Raw genomic sequence first — 26,675 nt, 5'->3', positions numbered from 1 at the left:
CACGGGCGTTTCATGGCGGAATCCCCAGTCCCGTAAAGGTCATGCGAAGGTCTCGCGTACCGAGGGGAACACCAAAGCGCGAGCCCAGGCGCACGCTCACATGTTCCCCGTCACTTCGTCGTGCGACCTCCCTCTCATCCGGCGTCGCGAGCGCAACCGCTGCGCTTAGACTCCCTCGCGTGACACGTCGCGGGCCGGTTGGCAAGATGGCCCGAGCGGTCGGCAAGGTGCGGTAACAGGGAGGAAGCGTCTCGTGAGCAGCAGGCCATCCCGAGGCGCTGCTCGCCTCGCAGCCATACTGGACGCGCTGCCCGACGCATTGGTGCTGGTCAACGCCAATGGGACCGTCGTCAACGCCAACACCATCGCGCTCGAGGCCTTCGAGGCCCCGGGGACGGCTCTGGTGGGGCGCGGGCTGCTGGATCTGCTGCCGGACTTCGACTCCCGGCTCATCCCGGGCTCCATGCGGCGGCCCGACCACATGGACCCGCGGGGACGCACCAAGCCGACGCGGATGATCGCTCGGCGGACCGACGGGAGTGAGTTCCCGGTCGAGGTCACCAGTGCGAATCTCGAGAACGGGCAGCAGGCCTACGACGGTTACGGCTACACCGGTGACGAGTTGCTGATGCTCGTCGTGCGGGACCTGTCGGGGACCGTGGACACCGAGGCGGAGCTGGCCCGCTCGCAGCGGCAGACCGAGATGATCCTGCGGGCCGCGGCGGAAGGTGTCGTGGGCACCGACACCGACGGGCGGATCGTCCTCGTCAACCCGGCCGCCGCCCAGATACTGGGCTACCGGGCCAGCGAACTCGGCGGCAAGGAGCTGCACACCCTCGTACTGCACTCGCGCGCCGACGGCTCGCCCTTCCCGTACGACGAGTCGGCGCTCGCCGACACCCTGCGCTCCGGACGCAAGCACCGGGTGCGCGGGCAGGTGCTGTGGTCCAAGGCCGGGGACAAGGTCTCGGTCGACCTCACCACCGCGCCCGTACGCGACGGTGATCAGCTGGTCGGCGCGGTGATGACCTTCACCGACCGGCGGCCGTACGACGCGCTCGCCGAGGAGAAGGCGGCCCTGGAGAAGGCGCACGCCGAGAAGCTGGAGCGGCTCTCCGAGGAGCACGCCTCCGACCTGACCGCGCTGCGCCAGGAGCACGTCACCGAGCTCGAGGAGCTGCGCGAGCGGCACGCGGAGGAGCTGGCGGCCGGCGAGGAGCGGTACGCCGCGCTCGGGGAGCGGGAGAAGGACCGCTACGAGGCGCTGGCCGGGCGGCACGAGCAGCTGCTCACCCTGCTAGGGCGTTCCCTGCGCGGGCCGCTGGACGAGCTGCGCCGCGAGCTGGCCGCGCTCGCCGCGGACGACGCGGGGCAGCTGTGGCCCGAGGCCAACCAGGTGCTGCACCACCTCTCCGCCGGCTACTCGCGCATCACCCAGCTCATCGACAACGTCCTCGGCTACCAGCAGCTCGACGCGGGCACGGAGGACGTCGTCCGTTCGAAGGTGATGCTCGACTCGGTCGTCGCGGCCGGTGTCGACGGGGCCGTCGAGCTGATCGGACCGGGGCGGGTGCAGTTCGCCGTGCACGCGCCGCCCATCGAGGCCGAGGTCGACCCGCAGCGGCTCGCGACCGCGCTCGCGCACCTGGTCGCGGACGTCGCCGGTGTCGACGCGACCGGCAACGCGCCCGTCTCGGCGGGCGGTTACATGGACAACACCGTCGTGGTGGCGGCGGCGCAGCGCGGTGAGGTCGTACGGATCGAGGTGCGCGGGCCGTACGCCGGGGGCGACCCGGTGCACGAGCCGATCGTCCGCGGGATCGTGCGGGCGCACGGTGGTGTGCTGCAGACGCACGAGGTGCCGGGGATGAGCGGCAGTGCGTACGTGCTCGAGGTGCCGATCGGGGGTGGGGCGGGGGCCGTTCCCGCCCAGGTTCCGGGTCCTGGTGCCGAGGTGGCCCTGTTCGGCGGTTCGGCCGCCGACGAGGAGACCGGCGAGCACACCTCCGGTGGCGGGCGGCGGCGGGCCCGGCGGGCCTCCACGGACGCCTTCCTGGAGAGCGAGGTTCCGGCCGGGTCCGGCGGTGACGGGGCGGAGACGCCCACGCCGACCGGGCGACGCCGCAGGCGTGCGGTCGAGGAGTCGGCGCAGGTGGCGGCGCAGGCCGCGGTCGAGAGCACGGAGGTCTCCGGCGGCACCGGGCGGCGCCGGGGACGGCCCGCCGAGGACGCCGGTGCCGGTGCCGGTGCCGGTGGCCAGGGGATCGCCGAGGGTGCCGTCGTGACCGCGGCCGAACATGCCGCGGGGACCGCCGCCTCGAACACCGGCCTCGGCGGGACCGTACCGCCGCAGGGCGTGCCCGCGCCCGGTGGACGTCGCGCCCGGCGCGACGGCGGGGAACCGCAGGCCCTGCCGGCCGCCCTGCCCGCGGCCGGTGCCCAGTCCGGCCCCGAGTCCGGCGTGGCGGCCGAGGCCGCGCAGCCGACCGGGCGCCGTCGGCGTGCCCTGGCCGCCGCCGCGGAGCGTGCCGCCGCGCAGGAGGCGGGCGGCCGTACGGTCTTCGCCCTGCCGCCCGCCGAGGCGGACCGGCCGGCGGGCGCGCCGGAGGCGCAGGGGTTGGTGCCGGTTCCGGGGCAGGCGCAGGCCGTGGGGCAGGTGCCCGGCCAGATGCAGGTTCCGGGGCAGGCGCAGGCCGTGGAGCAGCCGCAGGTCGCGGAGCAGGTGCCGGGACAGGCGCAGGGGCCGGGCGCGGGGGCGCCGGGGCCGGTTCCGGCCGGTGCGGGTCCCGTTCCGGCGGGTGCGCCAGGGCCGGTTCCGGCGGGCGCGGGTCCCGTTCCGGGTGGCCCGGCTCCCGTTGCGGCCGGCATGCCCGTCGACGAGGGGCGGCACGACGCCGTCGCGCACGACCAGGCCGAGGACCACACCCCGCCCCAGCCGCATCCCACCAGCGCGCCGACGGGCCGCCGCCGCAGGGCCGTGGCCCAGCAGCAGCCGCAACAGCCGGCGGCGGCCACCGGTACGCCCGCGCAGGGGGTCCCGGCCCAGGCCGTCCCCGGTCAGCAGGCCCAGCCCGGTGTCGCCGTACCCGCGCAGGGCACTGTCGGCCAGGGTGCGCAGGTGGCTCCGGCGCCGGGGAGCTCGGTCCAGGTGGCCCCCGGTCAGCCCGTAGCGGTTCCGGCGGGCCTCGGTCAGACGGTCCCGGCGCAGGTCGCTCCCGGTCAGCCGGTCACGGCCGCCCAGGCCGTACCCGCCCAGGCACCGGCGGCCCAGCCGACCCCGGCCACGGGCACTCCCACGGCCACACCCTCGGGCGCCCCCACCGCCGCGGCGGTCCCCGCGCAGAACTCCGGGCAGCTCCCCGCCGCCCAGCCGCTGCCCGCGGAGACGGTTCCCGGCCAGGCCCTGGCAGCCGGCGCCACGCCTGCTCAGACCGCGCCCGCTCAGCCCACCCCGGGTCAGCTTCCCCCGGTCGGCCAGGCCCCGGCGGCCCACCCGACCCCGGCCACGGGCACTCCCACGGGCACTCCCTCGGGCGCCCCCACCGCGACCCCGCCCGGCGGCACGCCCGCCCCCCAGCCCTGGCCCGCTGCCGAAGACACCTCCGGCGCCCCCGCCGCCGTACCGCCGAACGGCACCGCCACCCCGGCCTCCGGCACCCCCCTCCCCCCGGAGCACGCCGCCGCGCAGCCCCGGGCCGCCGCGCAGCCGTTGCCCGCTGAAGCGGGCGGGGCGCCGGTCGACACGAACTCGACGCAGGGGCAGGCGTTCAGCGTGCGGACGCTGGGGCAGGGCGTGCCGTTCAGCAGGCAGGCCGCGCAGGTGCAGCAGCCGACGGCCACGCCGCCCCCGCACCAGCCGGGCGGTTCCGGCCGGCGCCGCAAGCTGGGCACGCCCCCCGACCCGGCCACGCGCCCGGAACAGCGCCCCGAGCAGAGTGCCCGTCCGCATCCGCCCGCCGAGCAGGCACCGCTGCAGCCGCCGGCGCAGCCGCCGGTTCAACCGCCCGCGCAGCCGTCCCTGGCCGGGCAGTCCCGGCTCGCCCCGGCCACGGAGGGCGCCGGACGGTCGTACGCCATAGGCGCCCCGGACGAGAACGCCGCCGAGGGACCCGAGCCGCTGGACGGTCCGGGCGGGGCGGTCGAGGTCGCGGACACCCCGCGTCCGCAGCCGCTGGACGACGAGCTGCCGCCGGAGCCGCTGGACAACCCGCGCCGGCTGCTGGTGTGGCCCGCGCCCGACGTCACCACGCAGCAGGCGCTCAGCGACCGCGGGTACCGGCCCGTCATCGTGCACTCGCGCGAGGAGGTCGACGCGCAGATCGCGGCCTTCCCCGCCGCGCTGTTCGTGGACCCGCTGACCGGGCCGATCACCCGTACGGCGCTCCAGTCGCTGCGGCAGGCGGCGGTCGCGGCCGAGGTTCCGGTGCTGGTCACGGCCGGGCTCGGGCAGGCGACGCGCGAGGCGGCGTACGGCGCCGATCCCGCCGTCCTGCTGAAGGCCCTCGCCCCGCGCGACAGCGAGCAGCACCCGCCGCGGGTGCTCCTCATCGAGGAGCACGCGGAGATCGCGCTGGCCCTGACGGCGACGCTGGAGCGGCGCGGGATGCAGGTCGCGCGGGCCGCGAGTGACGCGGACGCGGTGACGCTGGCCGGACAGCTCAGGCCGAACCTGGTCGTGATGGACCTGATGCAGGTACACCGGCGCCGGGCCGGGATCGTGGACTGGCTGCGCGCGAACGGGCAGCTCAACCGCACCCCGCTCGTCGTCTACACCGCCGCCGTCGACCAGGCCGACCTGCCGCGGCTGGCCTCGGGCGAGACCGTGCTGTTCCTCGCGGAGCGGTCCACCAGCAGCGAGGTGCAGACCCGGATCGTGGACCTGCTGGCGCGCATCGGCACCAACTAGCGGGCTGCCTCAGCGGGCGACCAGCCTGCGGGCCCCCTCCTTGATGGAGGCCCGCAGGCGCTCGCGGTCGGTGTCCTCGCCGCCCGCGAGGATGCGGCTCATCTGCGGGACGACGGCGATCCAGTTGGTCAGCGCGGTCAGCAGGATCAGCAGGTCACCGGCCGGGATGGCGTCCGTGATCACGCCTCTGGCCTGGCCGTCCGCGAGCGTGGCGACCTTGCGGGCGTAGTGGTCCTGGCGGGCGGCCTCGTCGGGCAGCTCGGCGGTGCCGTACTCGATGCCCTCCCAGAAGAGCAGCCGCAGCAGCTCGGGGTGGGCGGCGTGGTAGTCGAGCAGGCGGTCGACCCAGCCCTCGATGTCGTCCGCGTCGACGGGGACGGCGGCGGCGAGGTCGACCATGCAGGTGCCCAGGACCTGGGTGAACAGCTCCGCCTTGTTGCCGAAGTAGGCATAGATGAGCTGCTTGTTGGCCTGGGCCTCGGACGCGATGCGGTCGATACGCGCGCCCGCGATGCCGTGCCGGGCGAACTCGGCAACCGCCGCCCGGAAGATGCGGGCCTTGGTGGCCTGGGGGTCCCTCACTGCTGCCATGCGATCAGGGTAGCGGCTAGTAACCAACTATTTGGTTGACAGGGAATTCCGGTGCCCTGCACGCTGTTCCGGTATCCAACCAACCAGTTAGTTGCGAGAGTCGGCCGTAAGGAGTACTGGGGTCATGTCGTCAGCAACCTCGGACCACGAGACACGCGAGGCACAGGGGGCCCGGGGCGCCCAAGCCGCCGCCCAGGGGGCCCAGGGGCGCGGAGTCCCCGCCCGCGGGCAGGCCGCCTCCGGCCGGCTCCTCCTCGTCCTCATCGCCGTCTGCACCGCCGTCACGGCCGCCAACATCTACCTCGCGGCCCCGCTGCTTCCCCTCATCGCCCACGACTTCGACACCGCCCCCTCGGCCGTGACCTGGATCGCCTCGGTCGCCCAGTTCGGCTATGCGGCCGGTCTGCTCTTCTTCGCCCCGCTCGGCGACCGCGTCGACCGCCGTCCGCTCGTCGCCCTGCTGTCGCTGGCCACGACGGCCGCGCTGGCGCTCGGCGCGGCCGCGTCCGGCACCGCCGGCCTCGCCGCCGCCGTCTTCGTCTCCTCCGCGGCGACCGTCGTCCCGCAGCTGCTCGTCCCGCTGGTCGCCGAACGCGCCCCCGCCCACCACCGCGCCCGCCATGTCGCGGCCGTCATCGCGGGCCTGTTCACCGGCATCGTCGCGGCCCGGGTCGTCGGGGGCCTGGCCGGGCAGGCCTTCGGCTGGCGCTGGGTGTTCGCCGGTGCGGGCGTGCTGACCCTGGTCCTCGGCCTGGCCACCGCCGCCGCCCTGCCCAGGGAGCACCGCCGCCGCACCGGTCCGCTGTTCGCCGGACTGACCGCCCTGCCCGGGCTGGTCCGCCGCTCGCCCGGACTGTGGCGGGCGTGCGTCAGGCAGGCCGGGATGTTCGGCGCCTGGAGCGCCCTGTGGACCTCGCTCGCCCTGCTGCTGACCGGCCCGGTGTACGGCCTGTCCACCGCGACCGCCGGTCTGTTCGGCCTCTTCGGCCTCACCGCCAGCGCGGTGGCCCCGCTCGCGGGCGGCCTGGTCGACCGCTTCGGCGCCGCGAGGGTCGTGCGCTCCGCCTATCTGCTCGCCGCCGTGTCCGTGCCGCTGTTCTGGCTCGGCGGACACGTGCTCGCCGCGTTGTTCGCCGCCGCGATCGCCATCCACGCCGCCCTGGTCGCCTCCCACGTCGCCAACCAGACGCTGGCCCTGACGACCACCTCCGCCCCGGCCACCGCCAACACCGCCTACGTCGTCTCCAGCTTCGCCGGCGGCGCCCTGGCCTCGACCCTGGCGGGCCTCGCCTTCAGCCACTGGGGCTGGGGCGGAGTGAGCGCGGTGGCGGGGCTGTGGCTGGTGCTGGGGTGGACCACCACGGCGGTACGACGGTGACGGCGCCGTCCGCCGAGCAGGGCCCCTTGGGGGGCCCGCCCGGCGGATGCCTGTGGCGGTGTATGCGCGGGTGCCTTTGCGGGCGCCCGGGCGAATCAGAGCCGGGTGATGTCCAGCTCCCCCTCCGCGTAGCGCTTGCGCAGCACCTTCTTGTCGAACTTCCCCACGCTCGTCTTCGGCACCGACTCGACGACCGACCAGCGCTCCGGGAGCTGCCATCTGGCGATGTGGGCCTCCTCGGCGAGGAAGCCGCGGAGGGTCTCGAAGTCGGCGGTGGCGCCCTCCTTGAGGACGACGGTGGCCAGCGGACGCTCGCCCCACTTGTCGTCGGGGACGGCGACCACGGCGGCCTCGGCGACGTCCGGGTGGGACATCAGGGCGTTCTCCAGCTCGACGGAGGAGATCCACTCGCCGCCGGACTTGATGACGTCCTTGGCGCGGTCGGTGAGGGTGAGGAAACCGTCGGGGGAGATCGTCCCCACGTCCCCCGTCTTCAGCCAGCCGTCCTCGCTGAACTTGTCGGCGGGACGCAGGGGTTCGGCGTCGGGGCCGTTGTAGTAGGCGCCGGCGATCCACGGGCCGCGGACCTCCAGCTCGCCGGCGGACTCGCCGTCCCAGGGCAGGCGCTCACCGCCGGGGCCGGTGAGACGGCCCTCGACGCCGGCCGGGAAGCGGCCCTGGGTGAGCCGGTAGGCGAACTCCTCCTCGGTGCCGACCGCGTGGGCCGGCGGCCGGGCGACCGTGCCCAGCGGGGACGTCTCCGTCATCCCCCAGGCGTGACAGACCCGCATACCGAGCTTGTCGAAGGCCTCCATGAGGGAGGGCGGGCAGGCCGAGCCGCCGATGGTGACCTGGGTGAGGGACGTGACGTCCCGGGGCCGGGCGGCAAGTTCGCCGAGCAGACCCTGCCAGATGGTGGGGACGGCGGCGGCGTGCGTGGGCCGCTCCCGCTCGATCATCTCGGCGAGCGGCGCGGGCTGCAGGAAGCGGTCCGGCATCAGCATGTTGACACCGGTCATGAAGGTGGCGTGCGGCAGGCCCCAGGCGTTGACGTGGAACTGGGGGACCACGACCAGCGAGGTGTCCTGGTCGGTCAGGCCCATCGACTGGGTCATGTTGACCTGCATGGAGTGCAGGTAGATCGAACGGTGGCTGTACACCACGCCCTTGGGGTCGCCGGTGGTGCCGGAGGTGTAGCACATGGCGGCGGCCTGGCGTTCGTCGATCTCCGGCCAGTCGAAGGTCTTCGGCCGGTCCGCGATCAGCTCCTCGTACTCGTGCACCTGTGCCTGCGCACCGTCGAGCAAAGAGCGGTCGCCCGGACCGGAGACGACGATGTGCTCGACCGTCGGCAGCTTGGGCAGCAGCGGCGCGAGCAGGGGGATCAGCGAACCGTTGACGATGATCACGCGGTCGGCGGCGTGGTTGACGATCCACACCAGCTGCTCGGCGGGCAGACGCAGGTTGAGCGTGTGCAGCACCGCGCCCATGGAAGGGATCGCGAAGTACGCCTCGACATGCTCGGCGTTGTTCCACATCAGCGTCGCGACCCGGTCGTCACCCCGGACACCGAGCTCGTCCCGCAGGGCGTTCGCCAGTTGCACCGCTCGGGTGCCCGCCTCGGCGAAGCTGCGCCTCTGCGGCTCCCCCTCCCCGGTCCAGGTGGTGATCTGGGACCGCCCGTGCACCAGCACCCCATGCACCAGGATGCGGGTAACGGTCAGCGGTACGTCCTGCATCGTGCTCAGCACGGCGTCCTCCCGGGGGCGACATTGCCTACGGCGGTAATAGGGGTGCGCTGATTCTGCGCACATACCGCGCGGTATGTCACTAGGGGTTCGAAAACTTTCGAGCCCTGGGAGGGCGCGTGCGGGTACTGCCGGCCGGTCCGGCGGGGTCCTAGCGGACGAGCCCGAGCTCGGGGTCCTCCCGCAGCTTGCCGAGCGCCCGCGACACCGCCGACTTGACCGTGCCGACGGACACCCCGAGCACCTCGGCCGTCTGGGCCTCGCTCAGGTCCTCGTAGTACCTGAGGACTACCATCGCCCGCTGCCGAGCCGGCAGCTTGCCGATCGCCCGCCACATCGCGTCGTGCAGCGCCTGCCGCTCGGCAGGGTCGTCCTCGCCGGGCACCGGCTCCGGCAGCTCGTCGCAGACGAACTCGTCGACCTTGCGCTTGCGCCACTGCGACGTGCGCGTGTTCAGCAGCGCCCGGCGGACGTAGCCGTCCAGCGCGCGGTGGTCCTCGATCCGCTCCCACGCCACGTACGTCTTGGCGAGCGCGGTCTGCAGCAGGTCCTCGGCGTCGCTCGGGTTCGCGGTCAGCGACCGGGCGGTGCGCAGCAGCACCGGCTGGCGGGCCCTGACGTACGACGAGAACGACGGGTAGGGCCGGGTCTGCCTCGCTGGTGCAGCGACGGCCGACGCGCTGGTGCAGACGGGTGTGGTCATGGCTCCACGCTATGAGCGACGCCTGTCACCGCGGATCGGCCCCAGGTCCCGAAGAAGAGTCCCCCTCAGGTTGTAGGGGTGGGGCCGGCCCCACCTCCTGAAGGTGGATGGGCGACCGCCTCGTCCTACGGGTTTACCCGTGCGGGCTCATCCGTCCGCCGTCAGGACCAGCCCCGAGGTCGGCACCCCCGTCCCCGCCGTCACCAGGACCCGGGCCGCCCCCGGTATCAGGTTGACCGCCGTGCCCCGCAGCTGGCGCACGCCCTCCGCCACCCCGTTCATCCCGTGCAGGTACGCCTCCCCCAGCTGGCCCCCGTGCGTGTTCAGAGGCACCCCCTCCTCGGCCACGAAGTCCGCCGCCTCCCCCCTTCCGCAGAACCCGAACTCCTCCAGCTGCATCAGCACGAAAGGTGTGAAGTGGTCGTACAGGATCCCCACGTCGACGTCGGCCGGGGCCAGCCCCGAGGTCCGCCACAGCTGGCGGGCCACCACGCCCATCTCGGGCAGTCCGGTCAGGTCGTCGCGGTAGAAGCTGGTCATCTGCTCCTGGGCCCGGCCCGCGCCCTGGGCTGCCGCCGCGATCACGGCGGGCGGGTGCGGCAGGTCGCGGGCCCGCTCCACCGACGTCACGACCAGAGCCTGGCCGCCGTCCGTCTCCTGGCAGCAGTCCAGCAGTCTCAGCGGCTCCACTGTCCAGCGCGAGGCGGCGTGGTCGGCCAGGGTGATCGGACGGCCGTGGAAGTACGCCGCCGGGTTGGTCGCCGCGTACGCCCGGTCGACGACGGCCACGTGCCCGAAGGCCTCGGGTGTCAGCCCGTAGGTGTGCAGGTAGCGCTGGGCCGCCATCGCCACCCAGGAGGCCGGGGTGAGCAGCCCGAACGGCAGGGCCCAGCCGAGCGCCACGCCCTCCGCCGACGGCTCCCGGTGCTGCACCCCGGAGCCGAAGCGGCGCCCCGACCGCTCGTTGAACGCCCGGTAGCAGACCACCACCTCGGCCACGCCGGTGGCGACGGCGAGCGCCGCCTGCTGGACGGTCGCGCAGGCCGCACCGCCGCCGTAGTGGATGCGGGAGAAGAAGGACAGCTCCCCGGTGCCGCAGGCCTGCGCCACGGTGATCTCCGGGCTGGTGTCCATCGTGAACGTCACCATCCCGTCCACGTCGCCCGGCGTCAGCCCCGCGTCGTCCAGCGCGGCCCGCACCGCCTCCACCGCCAGCCGCAGCTCGCTGCGCCCGGAGTCCTTGGAGAACTCCGTCGCCCCGATGCCGACGATGGCCGCCCGCCCGCCGAGAGTGTCCCTCGTCCGCACGCTCATGCCGCACGCTCCGGTGGGACGGTGACCGTCACCGTGCCGGTCACATGGCGGCCGATACCGTTCTCCCCGACGACCCGGACCGTGGCGGTGGCACCGTCCGCCTCCTCGACCGTGCCCGAGAGCACCATCGTGTCGCCGGGGTAGTTGGGCGCCCCCAGCCGGATGGCCACCTTGTGGAGCACCGCCGTGGGCCCGAAGTGGTCCGTGATGTACCGGCCGACCAGGCCGTTGGTCGTGAGGATGTTCATGAAGACGTCCGGGGTGCCCTTCCGTCGCGCCAGCTCGGGGTCGTGGTGCACGTCCTGGTAGTCCCGCGACGCGATCGCACCGGCCACGATCAGCGTGCGCGTGATCGGGATCTCCAGGGGCGGCAGCTGTGCGCCGGCCTTCACCTCCGTCATGCCTCACTCCCCACTCGCGATCAACTCCTCCAGTTCCTGCAGCACTTCGCTGCCGCAGCCCAGATACGCGTCCAGCTGCCGCCCCCACGGGAAGTGCCGGTGGACCGGGTGGCCGAGGCCGTCCCCCGCGCCGCCGTGCAGATGCCGGCCCGTGCGGACAACGCGCCGGCCGGCCTCGGACGCCCACCAGGCGGCGGTCAGCGCGGGCGTGACGTACGGCAGTTGGGCGTCCCGCCGCCAGGCCGCCTCGTACGCCGTCACCCGTATCGCCTCGGTGTCCATGTGCGCGTCGGCGGCCCTGAGCTGCACGGCCTGCCGGGTGCCGAGCGGGCGGCCGAACTGCTCCCGCGTGTTGACGTGCGCCACGGCCCGCGCGATGGACCCCGCGCACACGCCTGCCTGTAGTCCGGCGAAGGCGGTACGGGCGGTGGCCAGGACGTCGGCGGACGCGTCCTCACCGCCGAGCCGCTCGGCGCCTGCCCCGTCGAGCGTGAGCCGCCCGGCCGACCAGGGCGCGGTCAGCTCGACCGGCGTGACCTCGGCATGCACCCGGAGCGGCACGAGCCACAGCCGGTTCTCGCCGTCGGCGAGGAGGACGTGCGTGGCGTCCCGCAGCCAGGGGACGACGGGGACGGTGCCGCTCAGCCGGGCCCGGCTGATCACCCCACCTCGCGCGAAGACCCGTACGCCCCCCTGCGCGGGAAACGCCCCGCTCACCACCGCATGCCCGTACCGCACGCCCGGCAGCAGCCGTTCCCGCTGTTCCGGTGTGCCGTGGGCGAAGAGCGCCAGCAGCCCGTACACGCAGGTGGCCGCGTACGGCACCTGGGCCGTCGTGCGCCCCTGTTCCTCCAGGAGCAGCACCAGGCCGAGCAGGCCCACTTCCTCCACCGCGCCGAACAGATCCGCGCCGCACAGGGCCTTCCACAACTCGGGGTCGCTGCCGGTGCCGGTGGCCGTCAGCCGCTCGTGCGTGGCCAGGTCGGCGAAGATCCGCGCGGCCGGCTCGCGGGCCCCGCCCTGTGCCTCGGTGGGCGTGAAGTCCATGTCACCCCTCGCCCTCGACGACCCGGAACACCGGCAGGTCCAGCGCGCCCTCGTCGTCCTCGTACCGCAGGAACTCCACCCGGACCGGCAGCCCGATGCGCACCTTGCCGTACGGCACCCCGACCACGTTGCTCACCATCCGCACGCCCTCCGCCAGCTCGATCAGCCCGACCGCGTAAGGAGGCTCGAAGGCGGGGAAGGGCGGGTGGTGCATCACCACGTACGAATAGACCGACCCCTCACCGCTCGCCTCGACCGTGTCCCAGTCCAGGCAGCCGCAGGCGTTGCAGCCCGGCAGCCAGGGGTGGCGCAGCGTGCCGCAGGCGGTGCAGCGCTGGATGAGCAGCCGGTGCTCGGCCACGCCCGCCCAGAAGCCGGCGTTGTCCCGGTTGACCACCGGGCGGGGGCGGCGGGCGCGGGCCTTCCCGGGGGCCTTCCGCCGGGCCGGTGCGTACTTCAGGACGCGGAAGCGGTGGGTGCCGGCGAGGTCGCCGGCCACCCGCACGTCCGTGCGCGTGGTGATGAAGTACCCCGTGCCCAGCTTCGTCGTCTTCCGTCCCGACACCGTCTCGATCACCGTGTCGAAGGTGACCTCGTCGCCGGGCCGCAGGGGCCGCAGGTACTCCTGCTCGCAGTCGGTGGCAACGACCGAGGTGCAGCCCGCCTCGTCGAGCAGGGCGAGCAGTTCGTCGTACGCCTCGGTGCGGCCCGTGTGGCCGGACAGGCCGCCCATGGTCCACGCCTGGAGCATGGCGGGCGGGGCGATGGCGTCCGGCCCCTCGTACGCCGGGTTGGTGTCGCCCATGGCCTCGCACCAGTGCCGGATCATCGGCGCGTTGACCGGGTCCTTGCCCCGGCCGGCGACGGCGGACGGCCGCCCCTCGTACGCCTTCAGCCTCGCTTCCAGCGGGTCCGGCCCGTCACCCGGCGCCGCCGTCCGGGCGCCGTCGCTCGCGGTGGCCTTCATCGCCGCCCCCTCGTCATCCCGAGCCGCATCGTCGCCACGATCTCCCGCTGCACCTCGCTCACCCCGCCCCCGAACGTGTTGATCCGCGCCGCCCTGTTCAGCCGCTCCAGCTCGCCGTCCCCGCACACCCCCGGGGAGCCGGATCGGACGAGTCCCGTCCCGCCCACGATGTGCTGACACATGCGATACGTCGCGACAGCCGATTCCGTTCCCGCGAACTTCACCCCGCCGGCCGCGCCGGGGGCTGCTCGACCGGTCCCCACGTCCCCCACCAAACGCCAGCTGAGCAGGCGCGATGCCGCCGGCCGGGCATGCGTCTCGGCCAGTTGAAAACGCACCCACGGCTCGTCAACGCGACGCCTTCCCGTCACCGGATCGGGGGTACGGGCGGCGGTCAGCGCGACCGCGAGGAACTCCTCGGCCTGCATGCCGATCGCGGCGAGGGCGACGCGCTCGTGATTGAGCTGGTCGGTGATCAGCGACCACCCCTCGTTCTCGGCGCCGACCAGACTGTCCGCGGGGACCCGGACCCCGCCGTAGTAGGTGGCCGTCGTCGTCTGGCCGCCCACGGTCACGATCGGCGTCCAGGAGAACCCGGGCGCGTCCGTGCGTACGAGGAGGAGGGAGATGCCGCGGTGCTTGGGGGCCTCGGGGTCGGTGCGGCAGGCGAGCCAGATCCAGTCGGCGTGCTGTGCGCCCGCGGTGAAGACCTTCTGCCCGTCGATCAGCCAGCCGTCACCCTCCCGCACGGCCCGGGTCCGCAGCGCGGCCGGATCGGTCCCGGCGGACGGCTCGCTGTAGCCGATCGCGAAGGCGAGCTCGCCGCGCAGGATCCGGGGCAGGAAGAAGGCCTTCTGCTCCTCGCTGCCGTACTTCATCAGTGTGGGCCCGACCGTGTTCGGCGTGACCATCGAGACCGGGGCGCCGGCCCGGTACGCCTCGTCGAAGAACACGAACTGCTCGCCCGCGCCCCGTCCCTGGCCGCCGTACTCGACCGGCCGGCCGAGGCCCAGCCAGCCGTCGGCGCCGATGCGGCGCAGCAGCGTGCGCCGCTCGTGCGGGTCGGTGTCACCGGGGGCGCCGCACGGTCCCGCGGGCATCAGGTCCCGGAAGCAGGCGCGGAGTTCGGCGCGCAGCCGCTGCTGGCGTTCGGTGGGCGCGAGGTGCACGGCGGGGCCTCCCGATCTCGGACGGGCCTCGTACGACAGTTTCTGACTGTCCGTCAGACAGTGCCGGGTGTCAAGGTCGTCCAGGGAAGCGGACACGTCTGCGCGGCGGCACCGAAGCACCGCCGCGCAGACGCGTCATGACCCACTGAGCGCACACCACAAGGGTCTTCAGTCCGTTTTCACACCTGCGGGCTCACCCCAGGCGAGGGAAGCGGGCTGCGGCCTGCTCCGCTTTCCCTGCTGGAGGGCAGCGAAAGCGGAGCCCTTGGCCCGGGCGGTGCTGCTCCGGTTCGAGGCGCCGGAACCGACCGCCTTCTGTTGCGTGGCGGACGAGTTGCACACGGGCGGTACGGATGATCGCCATGCTGCTCCTCCAGAACGAGTGCGTGAAGTGCGGCTCCGGCCAGGGTGGTTGGCCGACGCCGGCGGTTGTGCACGATGCTCGAATCCAGGGTTGCCCACCGAATCCCCTGCGAACCACCCCGGAAGCCGCGATTCGCACGCAAGCGTGACGACAGGTCGATAAACCCTTTTCACCACCTCTGGCAACCGAAGTAACAGGCCAGGACAGTGCGGGACATGACGACCGCCTAGCGCCGCAAGCGAGAAAACGTTCCGGCGCACGTCCGGCCAACCTCTCCCGCACGGCGAGTCGTCCCGGTGAGCCACCACCGACCCCCCTTCCCTTTTTCGAACATACGTACGAACATGGAAGCATGGCCACCTCCGACCGGCAGACCACGACGCTGGCCCTCGCACACGCCCTGTCAGCCGCCGAACGCGGACTGGCCGTCATCCCCCTGTCCCGGACGAAACTCCCGGCCCTGCGCTCCCCTCACCGCGACGACCCCTCCGCCCCCGCCTGCCACGGCGAGTGCGGTCGCCTCGGTCACGGCGTGTACGACGCCTCGACCGCCCCGGCACGCATCCGCGAACTGTTCGCCGCCGCCCCCTGGGCCACCGGCTACGGCATCGCCTGCGGCCTGCCCCCGCACCACCTGATCGGCATCGACCTGGACACGAAATCGGGCACGGACTCCCCGGCCGCCCTGCGCGAACTGGCCCTGCGCCACCTGTTCACCATCCCCGAGACGGTCGTCGTCCTCACCCCCAGCGGCGGCCGCCACCTCTGGCTGACCGGCCCACCGGACGTCGTCGTCCCCAACTCCGCCGGCCGGCTCGCCCCCGGCATCGACATCCGCGGCGCCGGCGGCTACCTCGTCGGCCCCGGCTCCCGCACCGACCACGGCGTCTACGGCACCGCCCCCGGCACCGCCCACCTCGCCCCCGCCGCCTGCCCGCCGACCCTCCTCCGCCTGCTCGTTCCGCCCCCGCGCACCGCGCACCCCACCCCACCGTCCACCGGACACCACGGCCAGGGCCTGATCCAGTTCGTCCTCGCCGCCCACGAGGGGCAGCGCAACACCCGCCTTTTCTGGGCCGCCTGCCGCGCCTACGAGAACGGCATCGGCCCCGCCCTCGTCGCTCCGCTCGTCGACGCGGCCCTCCACACGGGGCTGTCCGAGCGTGAGGCACGGGCGACGATCGCGTCGGCGGCCCGGATGACGGGGCACCGCCCGTAAATCCACGGGCTCCCATCCGGGGCTGCGGGGGAACGGGAGGGGCCGGCTCGCGACCAGGAGCTCTAGGGTCAGAGCTGTGATCGGCCGCCTGCCCCTGGACGAACAGCTCGTCGCCCTGAAGTCCGCCCTCTCCCGCAATGAGGTCCTGCTCGAGGTACTCGACCGCACGGCGTCCCTGGCCCTGCCCGGCTGGTACATGACAGCGGGATGCCTGTTCCAGACCGTGTGGAACGTGGTCACCGGCAGGCAGCCCACCCGTGGCATCAAGGACTACGACGTCTTCTACTTCGACAACGGTGACCTGTCGTGGGAGGCGGAGGACGCGGTGATCAGAGCGGGGAAGGAAGCCTTCGCCGGTCTGCCCGCCGAGGTCGAGATCCGCAACGAGGCCCGCGTCCACCTCTGGTACGAGCAGAAGTTCGGCGTGCCGTGCGCTCCGCACCCCTCCACCGAGGCGGCCATCGACTGCTTCGCCGCGACCACCTGCTGCCTGGGCGTGCGCCTGGAACCCGGGGGGCGCTGGCGCGTCTACGCGCCGCATGGACTGTCCGACGTTTTCAACCTTGTTGTACGACCCAACCCGGTGCTCGCCCCGAAGGAGGTGTACGAGAAGAAAGCGGCTCGGTGGCGGCAGCAGTGGCCCGAGCTGACGGTGCTGGACTGGCCTACTGCTTCACATGGCAGGGGTGCCTCTCAGCGAGAGGCACCCCTCTGTGGCTGCGGAGGTGGTGGGATTTGAACCCACGGTGACATCGCTGCCACGACGGTTTTCAAGACCGTTCCCTTCGGCCGCTCGGGCACACCTCCCCGCGCCGCCCGGGATCGGCGGCGCGGGGACAAGAGTAACGGGTGGGCACGCGCGCGTGGGTGATGTACCTCGCCACGAGGGAGCTCGGCATGCTCACGACACCGCACGAGGTTTCGCCCGGGCACCGGGGCGTGACGCCCGCCATGGACCACGCCGTCTCCGCCAAGGAAGCGGAGCGGACCATGAAGGCCCGGATGCGCCTGTCCTCCGCCGAACGGGGCGCCGGTGCGAAGTCGTCCGCTTGGAGTCGCGGGACATGCGGGTTTCCCTGCGGAACACGGTCCTCGGCGCGGGCTGGACCCGGCGAGGGGTTTTCGAGCTCCGACCACGCGCGAGGGGTGCCCCTCGCCGAGAGGCACCCCTTGCGTGCGTACGTGGCCGGAGGATCAGCTGTCGCCCACCCGCGAGCCCAGGGTCAGTTCGACCGTGTGATCCTTGCCGTCGCGCTTGTAGGTGATCGTGACCTTGTCGCCGGGCTTGTGGGTCCAGATTTCGCCGATCAGGGTGGGGCCGGAGTCGATCACGTCGTCGTCGAGCTTGGTGATGACGTCACCGGGCTTGAGGCCGGCGTTGTCCGCGGGGCCGCCGGACTCGACCGCGGCGGAGCCGGCCGCGCCCTGGTCGGTGATCTTCGCGCCGTCCGTGCTGTCCTCCAGGGAGACGGACGCTCCGATCTTGGCGTAGACGGGCTTGCCGGTCTTGATGAGCTGCTGTGCGACGTACTTGGCCTGGTTGATCGGGATGGCGAAGCCCAGGCCGATCGAACCGGACTGGCCGGAGCCGCCGAGGCCACCGCTGCTGGAGGACTGGATCGCGGAGTTGATGCCGATCACCGCGCCGGAGGCGTCCAGCAGAGGGCCGCCGGAGTTGCCGGGGTTGATGGAGGCGTCGGTCTGCAGGGCGCTCATGTAGGAGGCCTTGCTGGTGGAGCTGCCGTCGCTGGAGGCCACGGGACGGTTCTTGGCGCTGATGATGCCCGTCGTGACCGTGTTGGACAGGCCGAAGGGGGCGCCGATCGCGATGGTCTCGTCGCCGACGGCCACCTTGTCGGAGTCGCCGAGGGCGAGCGGCTTGAGGTCGGAGGGGGCGTTCTTGAGCTTGATGACCGCCACGTCGTAGCCCTGCGCGTGGCCGACGATCTCCGCGTCGTACTTCTTGCCGCTCGGGAAGGTGGCCGTGAGCTTGCCGCCGTCCACCGCGTCCGCCACCACGTGGTTGTTGGTGACGATGTGGCCCTGGGTGTCGAAGACGAACCCGGTGCCGGTGCCGCCCTCGCCGCTGGTGCTCTCCGCCTCGATGGTGACCGTGCTCGGCAGGGCCTTGGCGGCCACCGAGGCGATCGTGCCGGGAGCACGCTTGACCTGGGAGGCGCTGCTGGAGGCGGAGACGGTGGTGGAGCCGGTGTCGTCGTTGTTCTTGGCCAGGGTGTAACCGAGGCCGCCGCCCAGGCCGCCCGCGACCAGCGCGGCCGCCAGGACCGCCGCGAGCAGCCCGCCGCGCCCGCGGCCGGACTTCGGCGCGGGCTGTTGCTGGTACGAGGAACCCCAGCCGGAGCCCCCGCCGGAGCCGCCGTAGCCCGCACCGGTGCCGCCGTCGGCGTACGAGGGCGTCGCGGGGGGCGGGGGCGGCCAGGAGCCGTCCGGGGCGGGGCCGGAGGGGTGCGCTCCCTCGGCGTGGCCCGCGGATGCCTGCGCCGCGCCCTGTTCCGGCGCGCCTGCGGTGGGCACGGCTGCCTGCGGGGAAGCAGCGGGAGATGCCACCGGCACGGGAGGTGCGGACGGGGCCGGGGGTACCGCGGTGCCCTCGTTCTCGGTGCTCACAGCTCTTCTCCTCGATCCACGGCTGTTGTTCTCGGTCGCACTCGGTCACGCTCGTTCACGCTTGTCGTCGACCCGGCGCGATGCAGCTGTGCATGTGCTCATGTGCTTTTGTCTGCTGTCAGCTTTTCCCACGGGCCGTCAGAGCACCATAAGCGGTGACTGTGGGTCCGCGGCTATTCCTTATATCGGACATGACAGGCAAAGCACCCGCATCCCGGGAACATCTCAGGTGCTTCTCAGAATGAGTGTGCGACGCCGTCGGTCCGACACGCATCCCTCCTCGGTGGCACCATGACGCGGTGACCACCCACGCACGACAGCACCACATCCAGGTCGTCGCCCACCGGGGAGCCTCCGAGGACGCCCCCGAGCACACCCTCGCCGCGTACCGGAAGGCGATCGAGGACGGTGCGGACGCCCTCGAATGCGATGTCCGGCTGACCGCGGACGGCCACCTGGTGTGCGTCCACGACCGGCGCGTCAACCGTACGTCCAACGGGCGCGGAGCGGTGTCGGCCCTGGAGCTCGCCGATCTGGCCGCCCTGGACTTCGGTTCCTGGAAGACCCCCGAGACCTGGCGGAGCCGCGACGAGGAACCCGACTGGGAGCACCGCCCCGAGGACCGCGAGGACACCTCCGTACTGACCCTGGAACGGCTGCTGGCGTTGGTCGCGGACGCCGGGCGCCGGGTGGAACTGGCCATCGAGACCAAGCACCCCACGCGCTGGGCGGGGCAGGTCGAGGAGCGGCTGCTGCTGCTCCTGAAGCGGTTCGGCCTGGACGCCCCGGCCTCGGCCGCGGAGTCACCCGTACGCGTCATGAGCTTCTCGGCTCGTTCGCTGCACCGCGTGCGTGCCGCCTCGCCGACGCTGCCGACGGTGTACCTGATGCAGTTCGTCTCGCCCCGGCTGCGGGACGGGCGGCTGCCCGCGGGCGTCCGGATCGCGGGCCCCTCGATCCGGATCGTGCGCAACCACCCGGCGTACATCGAGCGGCTGAAGCGCGCCGGCCACCAGGTCCACGTGTGGACGGTGAACCGGCCCGAGGACGTCGACCTCTGCGTCGAGCTGGGCATCGACGCCATCATCACCAACCGCCCGCGTGATGTGCTGCACCGACTCGGTCGTAGGCCTTGACCCGGCCGCGCACCTGAAGCATCCTCGCTTTTCGGCCACACCAACGAAATCCAGCCGCACCCTTACGGGGAGTGCTCCGGCGCGTTCGATCCGTATTCGATCGTGACGAATGCGTCACCGGAAGAGGACTGGCCGGTTTCCGGTACAGGCCAATGGGGCATCCACACCGTGGCGTGGGGCGAAGGAGGTCTCGGGGGTGGCGTTGGTGGTGGCACAGGAGGTGCCCACGTCGTCGAGCATGGCCGTGCCCCATGGCCCTGCGGGCGTGGGGGAAGCCAGGCGCCGGATGCGCGCGCAGCTGCGCAGAGGTGGGGTCTCGGAATCGGTCATCGACGACGCCGTACTGATCCTGTCCGAACTTCTGAGCAATGCCTGCAAGCACGGCCGCCCCTTGGGCGACGCGGCCGTCGGTGACGGCGACGTCCGGGCCGCATGGCAGGTGGACCCGCGCGGGCGTCTCATCGTGGAGGTGACGGACGGCGGCGGCCCGACCCGCCCGGCTCCGGCCACCCCGTCGGTGACCGCGCACGGCGGCCGGGGGCTGAACATCATCACCGCCCTGGCCGACGACTGGGGTGTACGGGACGACACCCGGGGCGAGGTCACGGTGTGGGTGGTGGTCCACGGGGACGTGCACGATCCGGATGCCGGGCACCGCCGGGACGACTTCGCTACGCGCGTCACCGCGCCCCGGGTCTCGGCGATGGCCGCCGACCTGGACTTCACGGACGCCTTCGACGACCTGGACTGACCCACCGCCCGGGCCGCCTGGTCCGCGGCCCCGTCGGCCACGCGTTCGCGTTGTCCACAGCTCCCGGTCACCCGCGACGCGAACGGCTAGGCTCGCGCCCGTACGAGACGAGCCGTAACCGGGAGACACCCACGATGGCCAAGAAGCGACCCCAGACGAAGGCCAAGCGGCCGCAGCTCACTGAGCAGGAGATCCCGGTCGTCGGCGCCCGCGAGCCATGCCCCTGCGGTAGCGGCCGCCGCTACAAGGCGTGTCACGGCCGGGCCGCCGCGCACGCCGTGACCGAGCTGGTGCACCGCCCGTTCGAGGGGCTGCCGGGCGAGTGCGACTGGGTCGCGCTGCGCGAGCTGGTGCCCGCCGCCACGGTCGAGCTGCCCCTGAAGGGCGGCCTGCCCGAGGGTGCCCCGTCGGTCACGCTCGCCACGGTGCTCCCGATGGCCTGGCCGGCCCTGCGCCGCGACGACGGCTCGGTCCTGCTCGGCCTGCAGAACGACACGGCGTCCGGCGACATCAGCCGCGACCTCGCCGACACCCTGCAGCGCGCCCTGGCCGCCGATCCGGGTACGCCGGTGCAGGGCCGCCGCGCTCCGGCCGACGGTCCGCGGCTGCAGGATCTGATCGATCCCGAAGGCGCGTTCGAGCCAGTGGTGCACAGCGGCTTCGAGTTCTGGGTTCCGGACCCGGAGAACGCCACGCCCGAGGTGACCGCCTCCCTGGAGCGGGCCAACGCCGCGGCCATCCCGACCGTGAAGCTGACCGGCGTGGACGCCGCGTACTGGTGCGAGACGCCGGAGAAGAACCACCTGCGCTGGGTCATGCCGCACCCGGAGGAGCAGCTTCTGGACGCTCTTGCCCGGCTGCACGCGGCGGGCCGTTCCAGCCTCGGGGAGGGCACCCGGCTGGTGGGTTCCTTCCGTGCTCACGGGCTCATCGTGCCGGTCTGGGACCTGCCGAGCGGGGTCGGCGCGGAGGACGTCGAGAAGCCGGCCGCCGAGTTCGCGGAGCGCCTCGCCGCCGCCCTGGCCTCGGACGCGCCGCTCACCGCGGACGAGCGCCGGGCGCGCGGCGGCCTCACCAACCGGCAGGTCACGCTCAGCTGACGCACAGGCCGCGGCTGACCGGTCGGTCAGCCGCGGTCAGGTCGCCGGACCGGGTGACTCCTGTCACAACTCACCGACGCGACGGGCGGATCCGTGTCCGAATAGCCGAGATCGAATTTGCGAACCGCCGATCTCTTGTTACCGTTCCAGTAGCCCGGTTGCTGGTGCATCCCCCGTCGCCAGCAACCGGGTCTTTCCATGTCCGCGTCCGGTGTACGGAACGCTGTCGTCCGTCAACTCCCCGCGGATAGCCCGGAGTTGCTCCCGGAGCGCAGCAGCAGCGGCCCGTCGGCCCCCCGTGCCGCGAACTCCGTGACGGCCGTGTAGGCGTCCGGTCCGCCCCGGCTGCGCTCCCTGGGTGTCTCGCACGTGGCGGGCTCGTCGTCGGCGCCCGCGTCGCAGTGCGTCTGCACGGTGCGCCCGCCCGGCCCCATGAGGCTCAGGACGGGGTCGAGCGCCTCGCCGGTGGCGTTGCGGTAGTAGGTACGCGCCCAGGTGTCCGTGCCCTGGGTCAGGACGCAGGTCTGCGCCTCGACGCCGTGGGGCGAGGTGAGTTCGGGGCCGCACCGGGCGGCGGTGGCCAGACCCAGGCCGAGCAGCAGAGGGGCGGGGGTCCCCCCGCCCGAGCTGAGCCGAGGGTGGGGGCGGGTGGGGGCGGGCGCGGCGGAGGGATCCTTGGCGTCGCCGTGCGGAACCGTACGGTCGACGCGCGCGGACGTGCGTACGACCGCCCGCCCAGCGTCGCCCACCTGCCCCGCGGACGCCACGGCCAGCGGCAGCGCGACCGCGCCCGCCACGACGCCCGCCAGGGCGAGCAGACGAACGTTCATGGACGGAAGATAACGATCGAGGGCGCCTCGCCGGTCCGCGCGCGCCCGACACCCTTACAACTCGGGTGCGTTCACACCCGTACGAGTGAGGGCGTCGACCACGGCGTCCACCACGGCCTCCACGTCGGGCACCCACGGCGCGGCCGAGCCGGGCAGCGGGGCGCGCTCCCAGCGGATGGCGCCCTGGCCGGTCTCGGAGGGGGGCAGGGCGAGGTAACCGCCCTCGCCGTGGAAGCGGAGGGAGCCGGGGACGAAGTCCTTGGCGTAGAGCAGCTCGCCCAACTGCTCCATCGAGTACGGCTTGACGAGCAGGGACCAGCGGGTGGACGAGGCGATCACCGGGCCCAGCCGCATGCCGGCGCGGTCGAGGGCGTCGAGGGCGCGGGCCGCCGCGGCGGCCGGCAGGCTGACCGCGCAGGGCGCCTTGCCTCCGGTCGCGAGGACGATGGGGGCGCTCGGCCGGTTGGCCCACCACCAGCGCACCATGCGCTCGTCGGTCGTGGCCGCAAGCAGGCCGGGGTCGAAGGGGTGCGCGCCGGGCACCGTGCACTCCGGGTCGGGGCAGGCACAGCGGGCCCGCCCCTGCGGGTCCGGGGCCACGCCCGGGAGCACGGGCCACTGCCATTCCGTCGCGAAGGTCAGGGCCGCGCTGATCAGCTCAGGCCTCCCGTCGTTCCGCCCGGACAGGAGCCTGCGTCGCCTTCCGAGGATCTCGCGCATGAGCGCTCGTTCCTTTCCGTTGCACCGCTGGCAACACCGTGGACCACATCACGTCATGTGTCGATCACTTCACTGGGCGTACCTGTTGGCGCATCACACCCCTGCTCAGAGCAAGGGGAACCCCAGGGGGCCGGACGTTGGCCGCGTCCGCGTCCCTACTGCGTCTATCAGAAGCACGGCCGCTGCGTGGGGTGGCGAAGTCTGGCGTTTTGCCGTCGCACGTATTTCTCTTCGCCTCCGCCGCGGGAGGATGGGGCACGGTCGTCGGTGGCTAAGACGCCCGGGTCCGTCGCCAGGTTCCGGGTGGTCCCCAACCACCCCTGGCCTTCTCCGAGTACGTACCCATCACGACCGCTGTGACGCTCCGTGGAGCAAGCCCAGTCGACCGCAATGAACCAATACCTGAGGCAGTTTCAAGCCAACTTTGCCGTAATGCAAGACCCCATGAGCGTACCCACGAGAGACCCATGGACACCAGGAATCCCAGCAGGACAATGCTGGACATCCCCTCACGAGTGCGTGTACATGTGGAGACACTGCTAGCGGCGCAGAAAGACATGGGGTTCGCGATGCTTTTGAGCAATACGCACCGGTCTGAAGGCCGGACGCCATGAACGCCCCTCACCCTCCGAAAGTGGCCGGAATCGATTCAACGCTTCCCACGCACGCACACACTGCCGCACCCGCATCCGCCGCCCCCGGCACCCCGCCAGTTCCCACCGCCCACCCGCCGAACTCACCCCACACGCCGAGCGCCCCCGCCCCGGGCACCCTGCTCCAGGACCGGCTGGCCGGCTGGGTCTCGGACCTCACGACCCTCCACGAACTCACCGAGCGCCTGGTCCGCACGACCGCGCTCGATGCCGCACTCCAAGAACTGCTGCGCGCCGGTGCCGCCCTGGTGGGCGCCCGGCGCGGTCTCGTCGTGCTGGAACCCGGCGACGGCCTCGGCCCCCGCACGACCATCGGCCTGGGCCTGGGCCGGGCCGATCTCGGCCACATCGAGACCGTGCCGCGCCGTGCCCTGCCGTACGGCGAGCTCCTCGACACCGCCGCCGGACTGCCCCGCGGCAACGGCGACACCGGCGAGAGCGTGTGCCCCGACCTGTTCGCCGAGGACGGCCTCGACCCCCGGCACCGAGAGGTGGCCGCCCGCCTCGGTTACGCTGCCAGCTACGCCCTCCCGCTCACCACCGAGGCGGCCGGCCGTCTGGGCGCCGCCGTGTGGCTGTACGACGAGCCCGCCGAACCGGACGAACGCCGCCGCCACCTCGCCGGCCTGTACGTCCGGTACGTCACCGAGCACCTGGCCCGGCTGCTGGAAGTCGAGCGCACGCGCGCGAGCATGGCCACCATCGCCGAGGAACTGCTCCCCTCCCGGCTGCCGAGGGTGGCCGGCGTCCAGCTCGCCGCCCGGCGCCGCAGCGGCCCGCGCGGCGGCGGCGACTGGTACGACGCGTTGCCGCTGCCCGACGCCGCGCTCGGCCTCGCGGTCGGCTCGGTGACCGGATCCGGGCCGAGCGCGCTCGCCGCCATGGGACGGCTGCGGGCCAGCTTGAGGGCGTACGCGGTGATGGAGGGCGAGGACCCGGTCGCCGTCCTGTCCGACCTGGAACTGCTGCTGCGCCTGACCGAGCCCGCCCGGTCCGCCACCGCCCTGTTCGCCTACTGCGAGCCCGCACTGCGCAAGATCACCCTGGCCGGCGCCGGGCACAGCCCGCCCCTGCTGATCGGCGAGCGGCGCACGGAGTTCGCCGAGACCTCCGTGTCCGCGCCGCTGGGGATGCTCGCCTGCTGGGAAGCGCCGAGCGCGGAGATCCAGGCGGAGGCCGGAGACACGGTCCTGCTCTACACCGACGGGCTGCTGCACCGCACCGGCGACCCCATGGACCGCGCCTTCGCCCGGCTGCAAACGGCCGCCGCCAGCGCTCCCCGGGCCCTGCGCCACGACCCCGGCGCCCTCGCCGACCACGTGCTGTGCACGGTGCTGCCGGACGGGCTCGACGCGGCGGACAGCGAGGAGGACGTGGTCCTGCTGGCGGCACGCTTCGACTAGGACCTGTCCTGGCCGGCCCGGCTCTTGTAACAGGTCTTCCGCCCCTGTGCCCCTTCCGTACGCCCGTACGATGGGGGCCAGTGCCGTATCGAGGAGGATGACCGTGGCGGAAGAGCTCCCGGAGACCCCGGAGACCGAAGCCGAAGAGCCCGTCAAGCAGCGCAAGAACTGCCTGTACCCGGGCGTGTCCGACGAGCTCGCCGAGAACATGAAGTCCGGCTGGGCCGACACGGAGCTGCGCGACCTGCGGCCGATCGAGCAGGCCGGGCACACCGCGCGCCGCCGTGCCGCGCTGTCCGCCCGCTTCCCGGGCGAGCGCCTGGTGATCCCGGCGGGCAACCTGAAGACCCGCTCGAACGACACGGAGTACCCCTTCCGGTCGTCGGTCGAGTACACGTACCTCACCGGCAACCAGACAGAGGACGGCGTCCTGGTCCTGGAGCCCACGGCGGACGGCCACCAGGAGACGATCTACCTCCTGCCGCGCTCCAACCGCGAGGACGGCGAGTTCTGGCTCTCCGGCCAGGGTGAGCTGTGGGTCGGCCGGCGCCACTCGCTCGCCGAGTCGGAGGCGCTGTACGGCATCCCGGCCGCCGACGTGCGGGAGCTGCCGGAGAAGCTGAAGGAGGCCACCGGCCCGGTCCGCGTGGTGCGCGGCCACGACGCCGGCATCGAGGCGGCCCTCACCGACAAGGTCACCGCCGAGCGCGACGAGGAGCTGCGCGTCTTCCTCTCCGAGGCCCGGCTGGTCAAGGACGAGTTCGAGATCGGCGAGCTGCAGAAGGCCGTCGACTCGACCGTGCGCGGCTTCGAGGACGTGGTGAAGGTCCTCGACAAGGCCGAGGCGACCAGTGAGCGCTACATCGAGGGCACCTTCTTCCTCCGCGCGCGCGTGGAGGGCAACGACGTCGGCTACGGCTCCATCTGCGCGGCCGGCCCGCACGCCTGCACGCTGCACTGGGTGCGCAACGACGGCCCGGTCCGCTCCGGCGACCTGCTCCTGCTGGACGCGGGCGTGGAGACGCACACGCTGTACACCGCCGACGTGACGCGCACGCTGCCGGTCAACGGCCGGTACACCGAGATCCAGAAGAAGATCTACGACGCCGTGTACGACGCCCAGGAGGCCGGTATCGAGGCCGTCAAGCCGGGTGCGAAGTACCGCGACTTCCACGACGCCGCCCAGCGGGTGCTCGCCGAGCGGCTCGTGGAGTGGGGTCTGGTCGAGGGCCCGGTGGAGCGCGTCCTGGAGCTGGGCCTGCAGCGCCGCTGGACGCTGCACGGCACCGGGCACATGCTCGGCATGGACGTCCACGACTGCGCTGCCGCGCGCGTGGAGACCTACGTGGACGGCACGCTGGAGCCGGGCATGGTGCTGACGGTCGAGCCGGGCCTGTACTTCCAGGCCGACGACCTGACCGTGCCGGAGGAGTACCGGGGCATCGGTGTCCGGATCGAGGACGACATCCTGGTCACCGAGGACGGCAACCGTAACCTCTCGGCAGGCCTGCCGCGCCGCTCCGACGAGGTCGAGGCGTGGATGGCGTCGCTCAAGGGCTGATACAAGCCTGATGGCCGGGTACCGGAGGGGTGCCCGGCCATTCACGTGCCGGGCCCTGTCGCCGCATTCCCGTCGTCCGCCCGCAG

Annotated in this window: 20 protein-coding genes and 1 tRNA gene; 9 read left to right on the top strand and 12 right to left on the bottom strand. The window is 72.9% G+C overall.

All coding sequences use genetic code 11. The features are described 5' to 3' along the window. The first annotated feature begins 253 nt into the window (after positions 1 to 253). Complete coding sequence (locus tag ACIBBH_RS12715) at positions 254 to 4,906, top strand: PAS domain-containing protein (protein ID WP_399404251.1); 4,653 nt, start codon at positions 254 to 256, stop codon at positions 4,904 to 4,906. Between the two features lie 9 nt (positions 4,907 to 4,915). Here ACIBBH_RS12715 and ACIBBH_RS12710 read toward each other — a convergent pair whose 3' ends face one another. After that, a complete protein-coding gene (locus tag ACIBBH_RS12710) occupies positions 4,916 to 5,497 on the bottom strand; it encodes a TetR family transcriptional regulator (protein ID WP_399404250.1) in 582 nt (193 codons plus the stop codon). 124 nt (positions 5,498 to 5,621) lie between these two features. On the opposite strand from ACIBBH_RS12710, the gene ACIBBH_RS12705 reads away from it, so the two are divergent. Further along, positions 5,622 to 6,875, top strand: a complete 1,254-nt coding sequence (locus ACIBBH_RS12705; RefSeq protein WP_399404249.1) for an MFS transporter — start codon at positions 5,622 to 5,624, stop codon at positions 6,873 to 6,875. Between the two features lie 95 nt (positions 6,876 to 6,970). Here ACIBBH_RS12705 and ACIBBH_RS12700 read toward each other — a convergent pair whose 3' ends face one another. The 7 genes from ACIBBH_RS12700 to ACIBBH_RS12670 form a co-directional block, all read right to left on the bottom strand. Continuing rightward, on the bottom strand, positions 6,971 to 8,626 hold the full coding sequence (locus ACIBBH_RS12700; RefSeq protein WP_399404248.1) for a long-chain fatty acid--CoA ligase: 1,656 nt from the start codon (positions 8,624 to 8,626) through the stop codon (positions 6,971 to 6,973). A 148-nt stretch (positions 8,627 to 8,774) separates the two neighbouring features. After that, positions 8,775 to 9,326, bottom strand: a complete 552-nt coding sequence (locus ACIBBH_RS12695; RefSeq protein ID WP_399404247.1) for a SigE family RNA polymerase sigma factor — start codon at positions 9,324 to 9,326, stop codon at positions 8,775 to 8,777. 147 nt (positions 9,327 to 9,473) lie between these two features. Further along, on the bottom strand, positions 9,474 to 10,640 hold the full coding sequence (locus ACIBBH_RS12690) for a lipid-transfer protein (RefSeq protein ID WP_399404246.1): 1,167 nt from the start codon (positions 10,638 to 10,640) through the stop codon (positions 9,474 to 9,476). Then, a complete protein-coding gene (locus tag ACIBBH_RS12685) occupies positions 10,637 to 11,041 on the bottom strand; it encodes a MaoC/PaaZ C-terminal domain-containing protein (RefSeq protein ID WP_399404245.1) in 405 nt (134 codons plus the stop codon). Before ACIBBH_RS12685 ends, ACIBBH_RS12690 begins: the two co-directional genes overlap by 4 nt. A 3-nt stretch (positions 11,042 to 11,044) precedes the next feature. After that, complete coding sequence (locus ACIBBH_RS12680; RefSeq protein WP_399404244.1) at positions 11,045 to 12,088, bottom strand: acyl-CoA dehydrogenase family protein; 1,044 nt, start codon at positions 12,086 to 12,088, stop codon at positions 11,045 to 11,047. A gap of 1 nt (position 12,089) precedes the next feature. Next, positions 12,090 to 13,055, bottom strand: a complete 966-nt coding sequence (locus ACIBBH_RS12675; RefSeq protein ID WP_399404243.1) for a bifunctional MaoC family dehydratase N-terminal/OB-fold nucleic acid binding domain-containing protein — start codon at positions 13,053 to 13,055, stop codon at positions 12,090 to 12,092. Then, positions 13,052 to 14,224 carry an acyl-CoA dehydrogenase family protein gene (locus ACIBBH_RS12670; protein WP_399404242.1) on the bottom strand — a complete coding sequence of 391 codons (1,173 nt, stop codon included), beginning with the start codon at positions 14,222 to 14,224 and terminating at the stop codon, positions 13,052 to 13,054. Before ACIBBH_RS12670 ends, ACIBBH_RS12675 begins: the two co-directional genes overlap by 4 nt. A 716-nt stretch (positions 14,225 to 14,940) precedes the next feature. On the opposite strand from ACIBBH_RS12670, the gene ACIBBH_RS12665 reads away from it, so the two are divergent. Together ACIBBH_RS12665 and ACIBBH_RS12660 are read left to right on the top strand one after the other, a co-directional pair. Further along, the gene (locus ACIBBH_RS12665) at positions 14,941 to 15,807 is read left to right on the top strand and encodes a bifunctional DNA primase/polymerase (protein ID WP_399404241.1); all 867 of its coding nucleotides are present in this window, start codon (positions 14,941 to 14,943) and stop codon (positions 15,805 to 15,807) included. Between the two features lie 76 nt (positions 15,808 to 15,883). After that, the gene (locus ACIBBH_RS12660; protein ID WP_399404240.1) at positions 15,884 to 16,546 is read left to right on the top strand and encodes a nucleotidyltransferase family protein; all 663 of its coding nucleotides are present in this window, start codon (positions 15,884 to 15,886) and stop codon (positions 16,544 to 16,546) included. Here ACIBBH_RS12660 and ACIBBH_RS12655 read toward each other — a convergent pair. Both ACIBBH_RS12655 and ACIBBH_RS12650 read right to left on the bottom strand, forming a co-directional pair. Further along, positions 16,528 to 16,614 (bottom strand) — tRNA-Ser (locus ACIBBH_RS12655). The two genes, ACIBBH_RS12660 and ACIBBH_RS12655, sit on opposite strands and share 19 nt — an antisense overlap. 387 nt (positions 16,615 to 17,001) lie before the next feature. Next, positions 17,002 to 18,435, bottom strand: coding sequence for a S1C family serine protease (locus tag ACIBBH_RS12650; protein WP_399404239.1), 1,434 nt, complete (start codon positions 18,433 to 18,435; stop codon positions 17,002 to 17,004). A 299-nt stretch (positions 18,436 to 18,734) separates the two neighbouring features. Between ACIBBH_RS12650 and ACIBBH_RS12645 the strand changes: the two genes are divergently transcribed. From ACIBBH_RS12645 to ACIBBH_RS12635, 3 genes are all read left to right on the top strand, one after another. After that, positions 18,735 to 19,571: a glycerophosphodiester phosphodiesterase gene (locus ACIBBH_RS12645; protein ID WP_399404238.1), complete on the top strand. Its 837-nt coding sequence runs from the start codon at positions 18,735 to 18,737 to the stop codon at positions 19,569 to 19,571. 109 nt (positions 19,572 to 19,680) lie between these two features. Further along, positions 19,681 to 20,322, top strand: a complete 642-nt coding sequence (locus ACIBBH_RS12640; protein ID WP_399404237.1) for an ATP-binding protein — start codon at positions 19,681 to 19,683, stop codon at positions 20,320 to 20,322. Positions 20,323 to 20,456: 134 nt separating this feature from the next. After that, positions 20,457 to 21,422 (top strand): DUF5926 family protein, encoded by a 966-nt coding sequence (locus ACIBBH_RS12635; RefSeq protein ID WP_399404236.1) that lies wholly within the window; start codon positions 20,457 to 20,459, stop codon positions 21,420 to 21,422. Between the two features lie 233 nt (positions 21,423 to 21,655). Here the strand turns inward: ACIBBH_RS12635 and ACIBBH_RS12630 are convergent, their stop codons facing one another. After that, complete coding sequence (locus ACIBBH_RS12630) at positions 21,656 to 22,252, bottom strand: hypothetical protein (RefSeq protein ID WP_399404235.1); 597 nt, start codon at positions 22,250 to 22,252, stop codon at positions 21,656 to 21,658. Between the two features lie 54 nt (positions 22,253 to 22,306). Beyond that, positions 22,307 to 22,972 (bottom strand): bifunctional DNA primase/polymerase, encoded by a 666-nt coding sequence (locus ACIBBH_RS12625; RefSeq protein ID WP_399404234.1) that lies wholly within the window; start codon positions 22,970 to 22,972, stop codon positions 22,307 to 22,309. Between the two features lie 610 nt (positions 22,973 to 23,582). Here ACIBBH_RS12625 and ACIBBH_RS12620 point away from each other — a divergent pair. Together ACIBBH_RS12620 and ACIBBH_RS12615 are read left to right on the top strand one after the other, a co-directional pair. Beyond that, the gene (locus ACIBBH_RS12620) at positions 23,583 to 25,028 is read left to right on the top strand and encodes a PP2C family protein-serine/threonine phosphatase (protein WP_399404233.1); all 1,446 of its coding nucleotides are present in this window, start codon (positions 23,583 to 23,585) and stop codon (positions 25,026 to 25,028) included. 97 nt (positions 25,029 to 25,125) lie between these two features. After that, the gene (locus tag ACIBBH_RS12615) at positions 25,126 to 26,589 is read left to right on the top strand and encodes an aminopeptidase P family protein (protein ID WP_399404232.1); all 1,464 of its coding nucleotides are present in this window, start codon (positions 25,126 to 25,128) and stop codon (positions 26,587 to 26,589) included. The last annotated feature ends 86 nt before the right edge of the window (positions 26,590 to 26,675 follow it).

The sequence above is a fragment of the Streptomyces sp. NPDC051636 genome (assembly GCF_044453765.1).
In the GTDB taxonomy this organism is placed as follows: Bacteria; Actinomycetota; Actinomycetes; order Streptomycetales; family Streptomycetaceae; genus Streptomyces.
The sequence above is the reverse complement of the archived record's forward strand: the minus strand, read 5'-3'. Positions and strand labels throughout refer to the sequence as shown.

What these genes read in the sequence shown, in the direction of transcription:
- ACIBBH_RS12710 (WP_399404250.1), bottom strand. Translation starts at nt 5,497, where the DNA reads ATGGCAGCAGTGAGGGACCCCCAGGCCACCAAGGCCCGCATCTTCCGG.
- ACIBBH_RS12705 (WP_399404249.1), top strand. Translation starts at nt 5,622, where the DNA reads ATGTCGTCAGCAACCTCGGACCACGAGACACGCGAGGCACAGGGGGCC.
- ACIBBH_RS12695 (WP_399404247.1), bottom strand. Translation starts at nt 9,326, where the DNA reads ATGACCACACCCGTCTGCACCAGCGCGTCGGCCGTCGCTGCACCAGCG.
- ACIBBH_RS12690 (WP_399404246.1), bottom strand. Translation starts at nt 10,640, where the DNA reads ATGAGCGTGCGGACGAGGGACACTCTCGGCGGGCGGGCGGCCATCGTC.
- ACIBBH_RS12685 (WP_399404245.1), bottom strand. Translation starts at nt 11,041, where the DNA reads ATGACGGAGGTGAAGGCCGGCGCACAGCTGCCGCCCCTGGAGATCCCG.
- ACIBBH_RS12680 (WP_399404244.1), bottom strand. Translation starts at nt 12,088, where the DNA reads ATGGACTTCACGCCCACCGAGGCACAGGGCGGGGCCCGCGAGCCGGCC.
- ACIBBH_RS12675 (WP_399404243.1), bottom strand. Translation starts at nt 13,055, where the DNA reads ATGAAGGCCACCGCGAGCGACGGCGCCCGGACGGCGGCGCCGGGTGAC.
- ACIBBH_RS12665 (WP_399404241.1), top strand. Translation starts at nt 14,941, where the DNA reads ATGGCCACCTCCGACCGGCAGACCACGACGCTGGCCCTCGCACACGCC.
- ACIBBH_RS12640 (WP_399404237.1), top strand. Translation starts at nt 19,681, where the DNA reads ATGCGTCACCGGAAGAGGACTGGCCGGTTTCCGGTACAGGCCAATGGG.
- ACIBBH_RS12635 (WP_399404236.1), top strand. Translation starts at nt 20,457, where the DNA reads ATGGCCAAGAAGCGACCCCAGACGAAGGCCAAGCGGCCGCAGCTCACT.
- ACIBBH_RS12630 (WP_399404235.1), bottom strand. Translation starts at nt 22,252, where the DNA reads ATGAACGTTCGTCTGCTCGCCCTGGCGGGCGTCGTGGCGGGCGCGGTC.
- ACIBBH_RS12625 (WP_399404234.1), bottom strand. Translation starts at nt 22,972, where the DNA reads ATGCGCGAGATCCTCGGAAGGCGACGCAGGCTCCTGTCCGGGCGGAAC.
- ACIBBH_RS12620 (WP_399404233.1), top strand. Translation starts at nt 23,583, where the DNA reads ATGAACGCCCCTCACCCTCCGAAAGTGGCCGGAATCGATTCAACGCTT.
- ACIBBH_RS12615 (WP_399404232.1), top strand. Translation starts at nt 25,126, where the DNA reads ATGACCGTGGCGGAAGAGCTCCCGGAGACCCCGGAGACCGAAGCCGAA.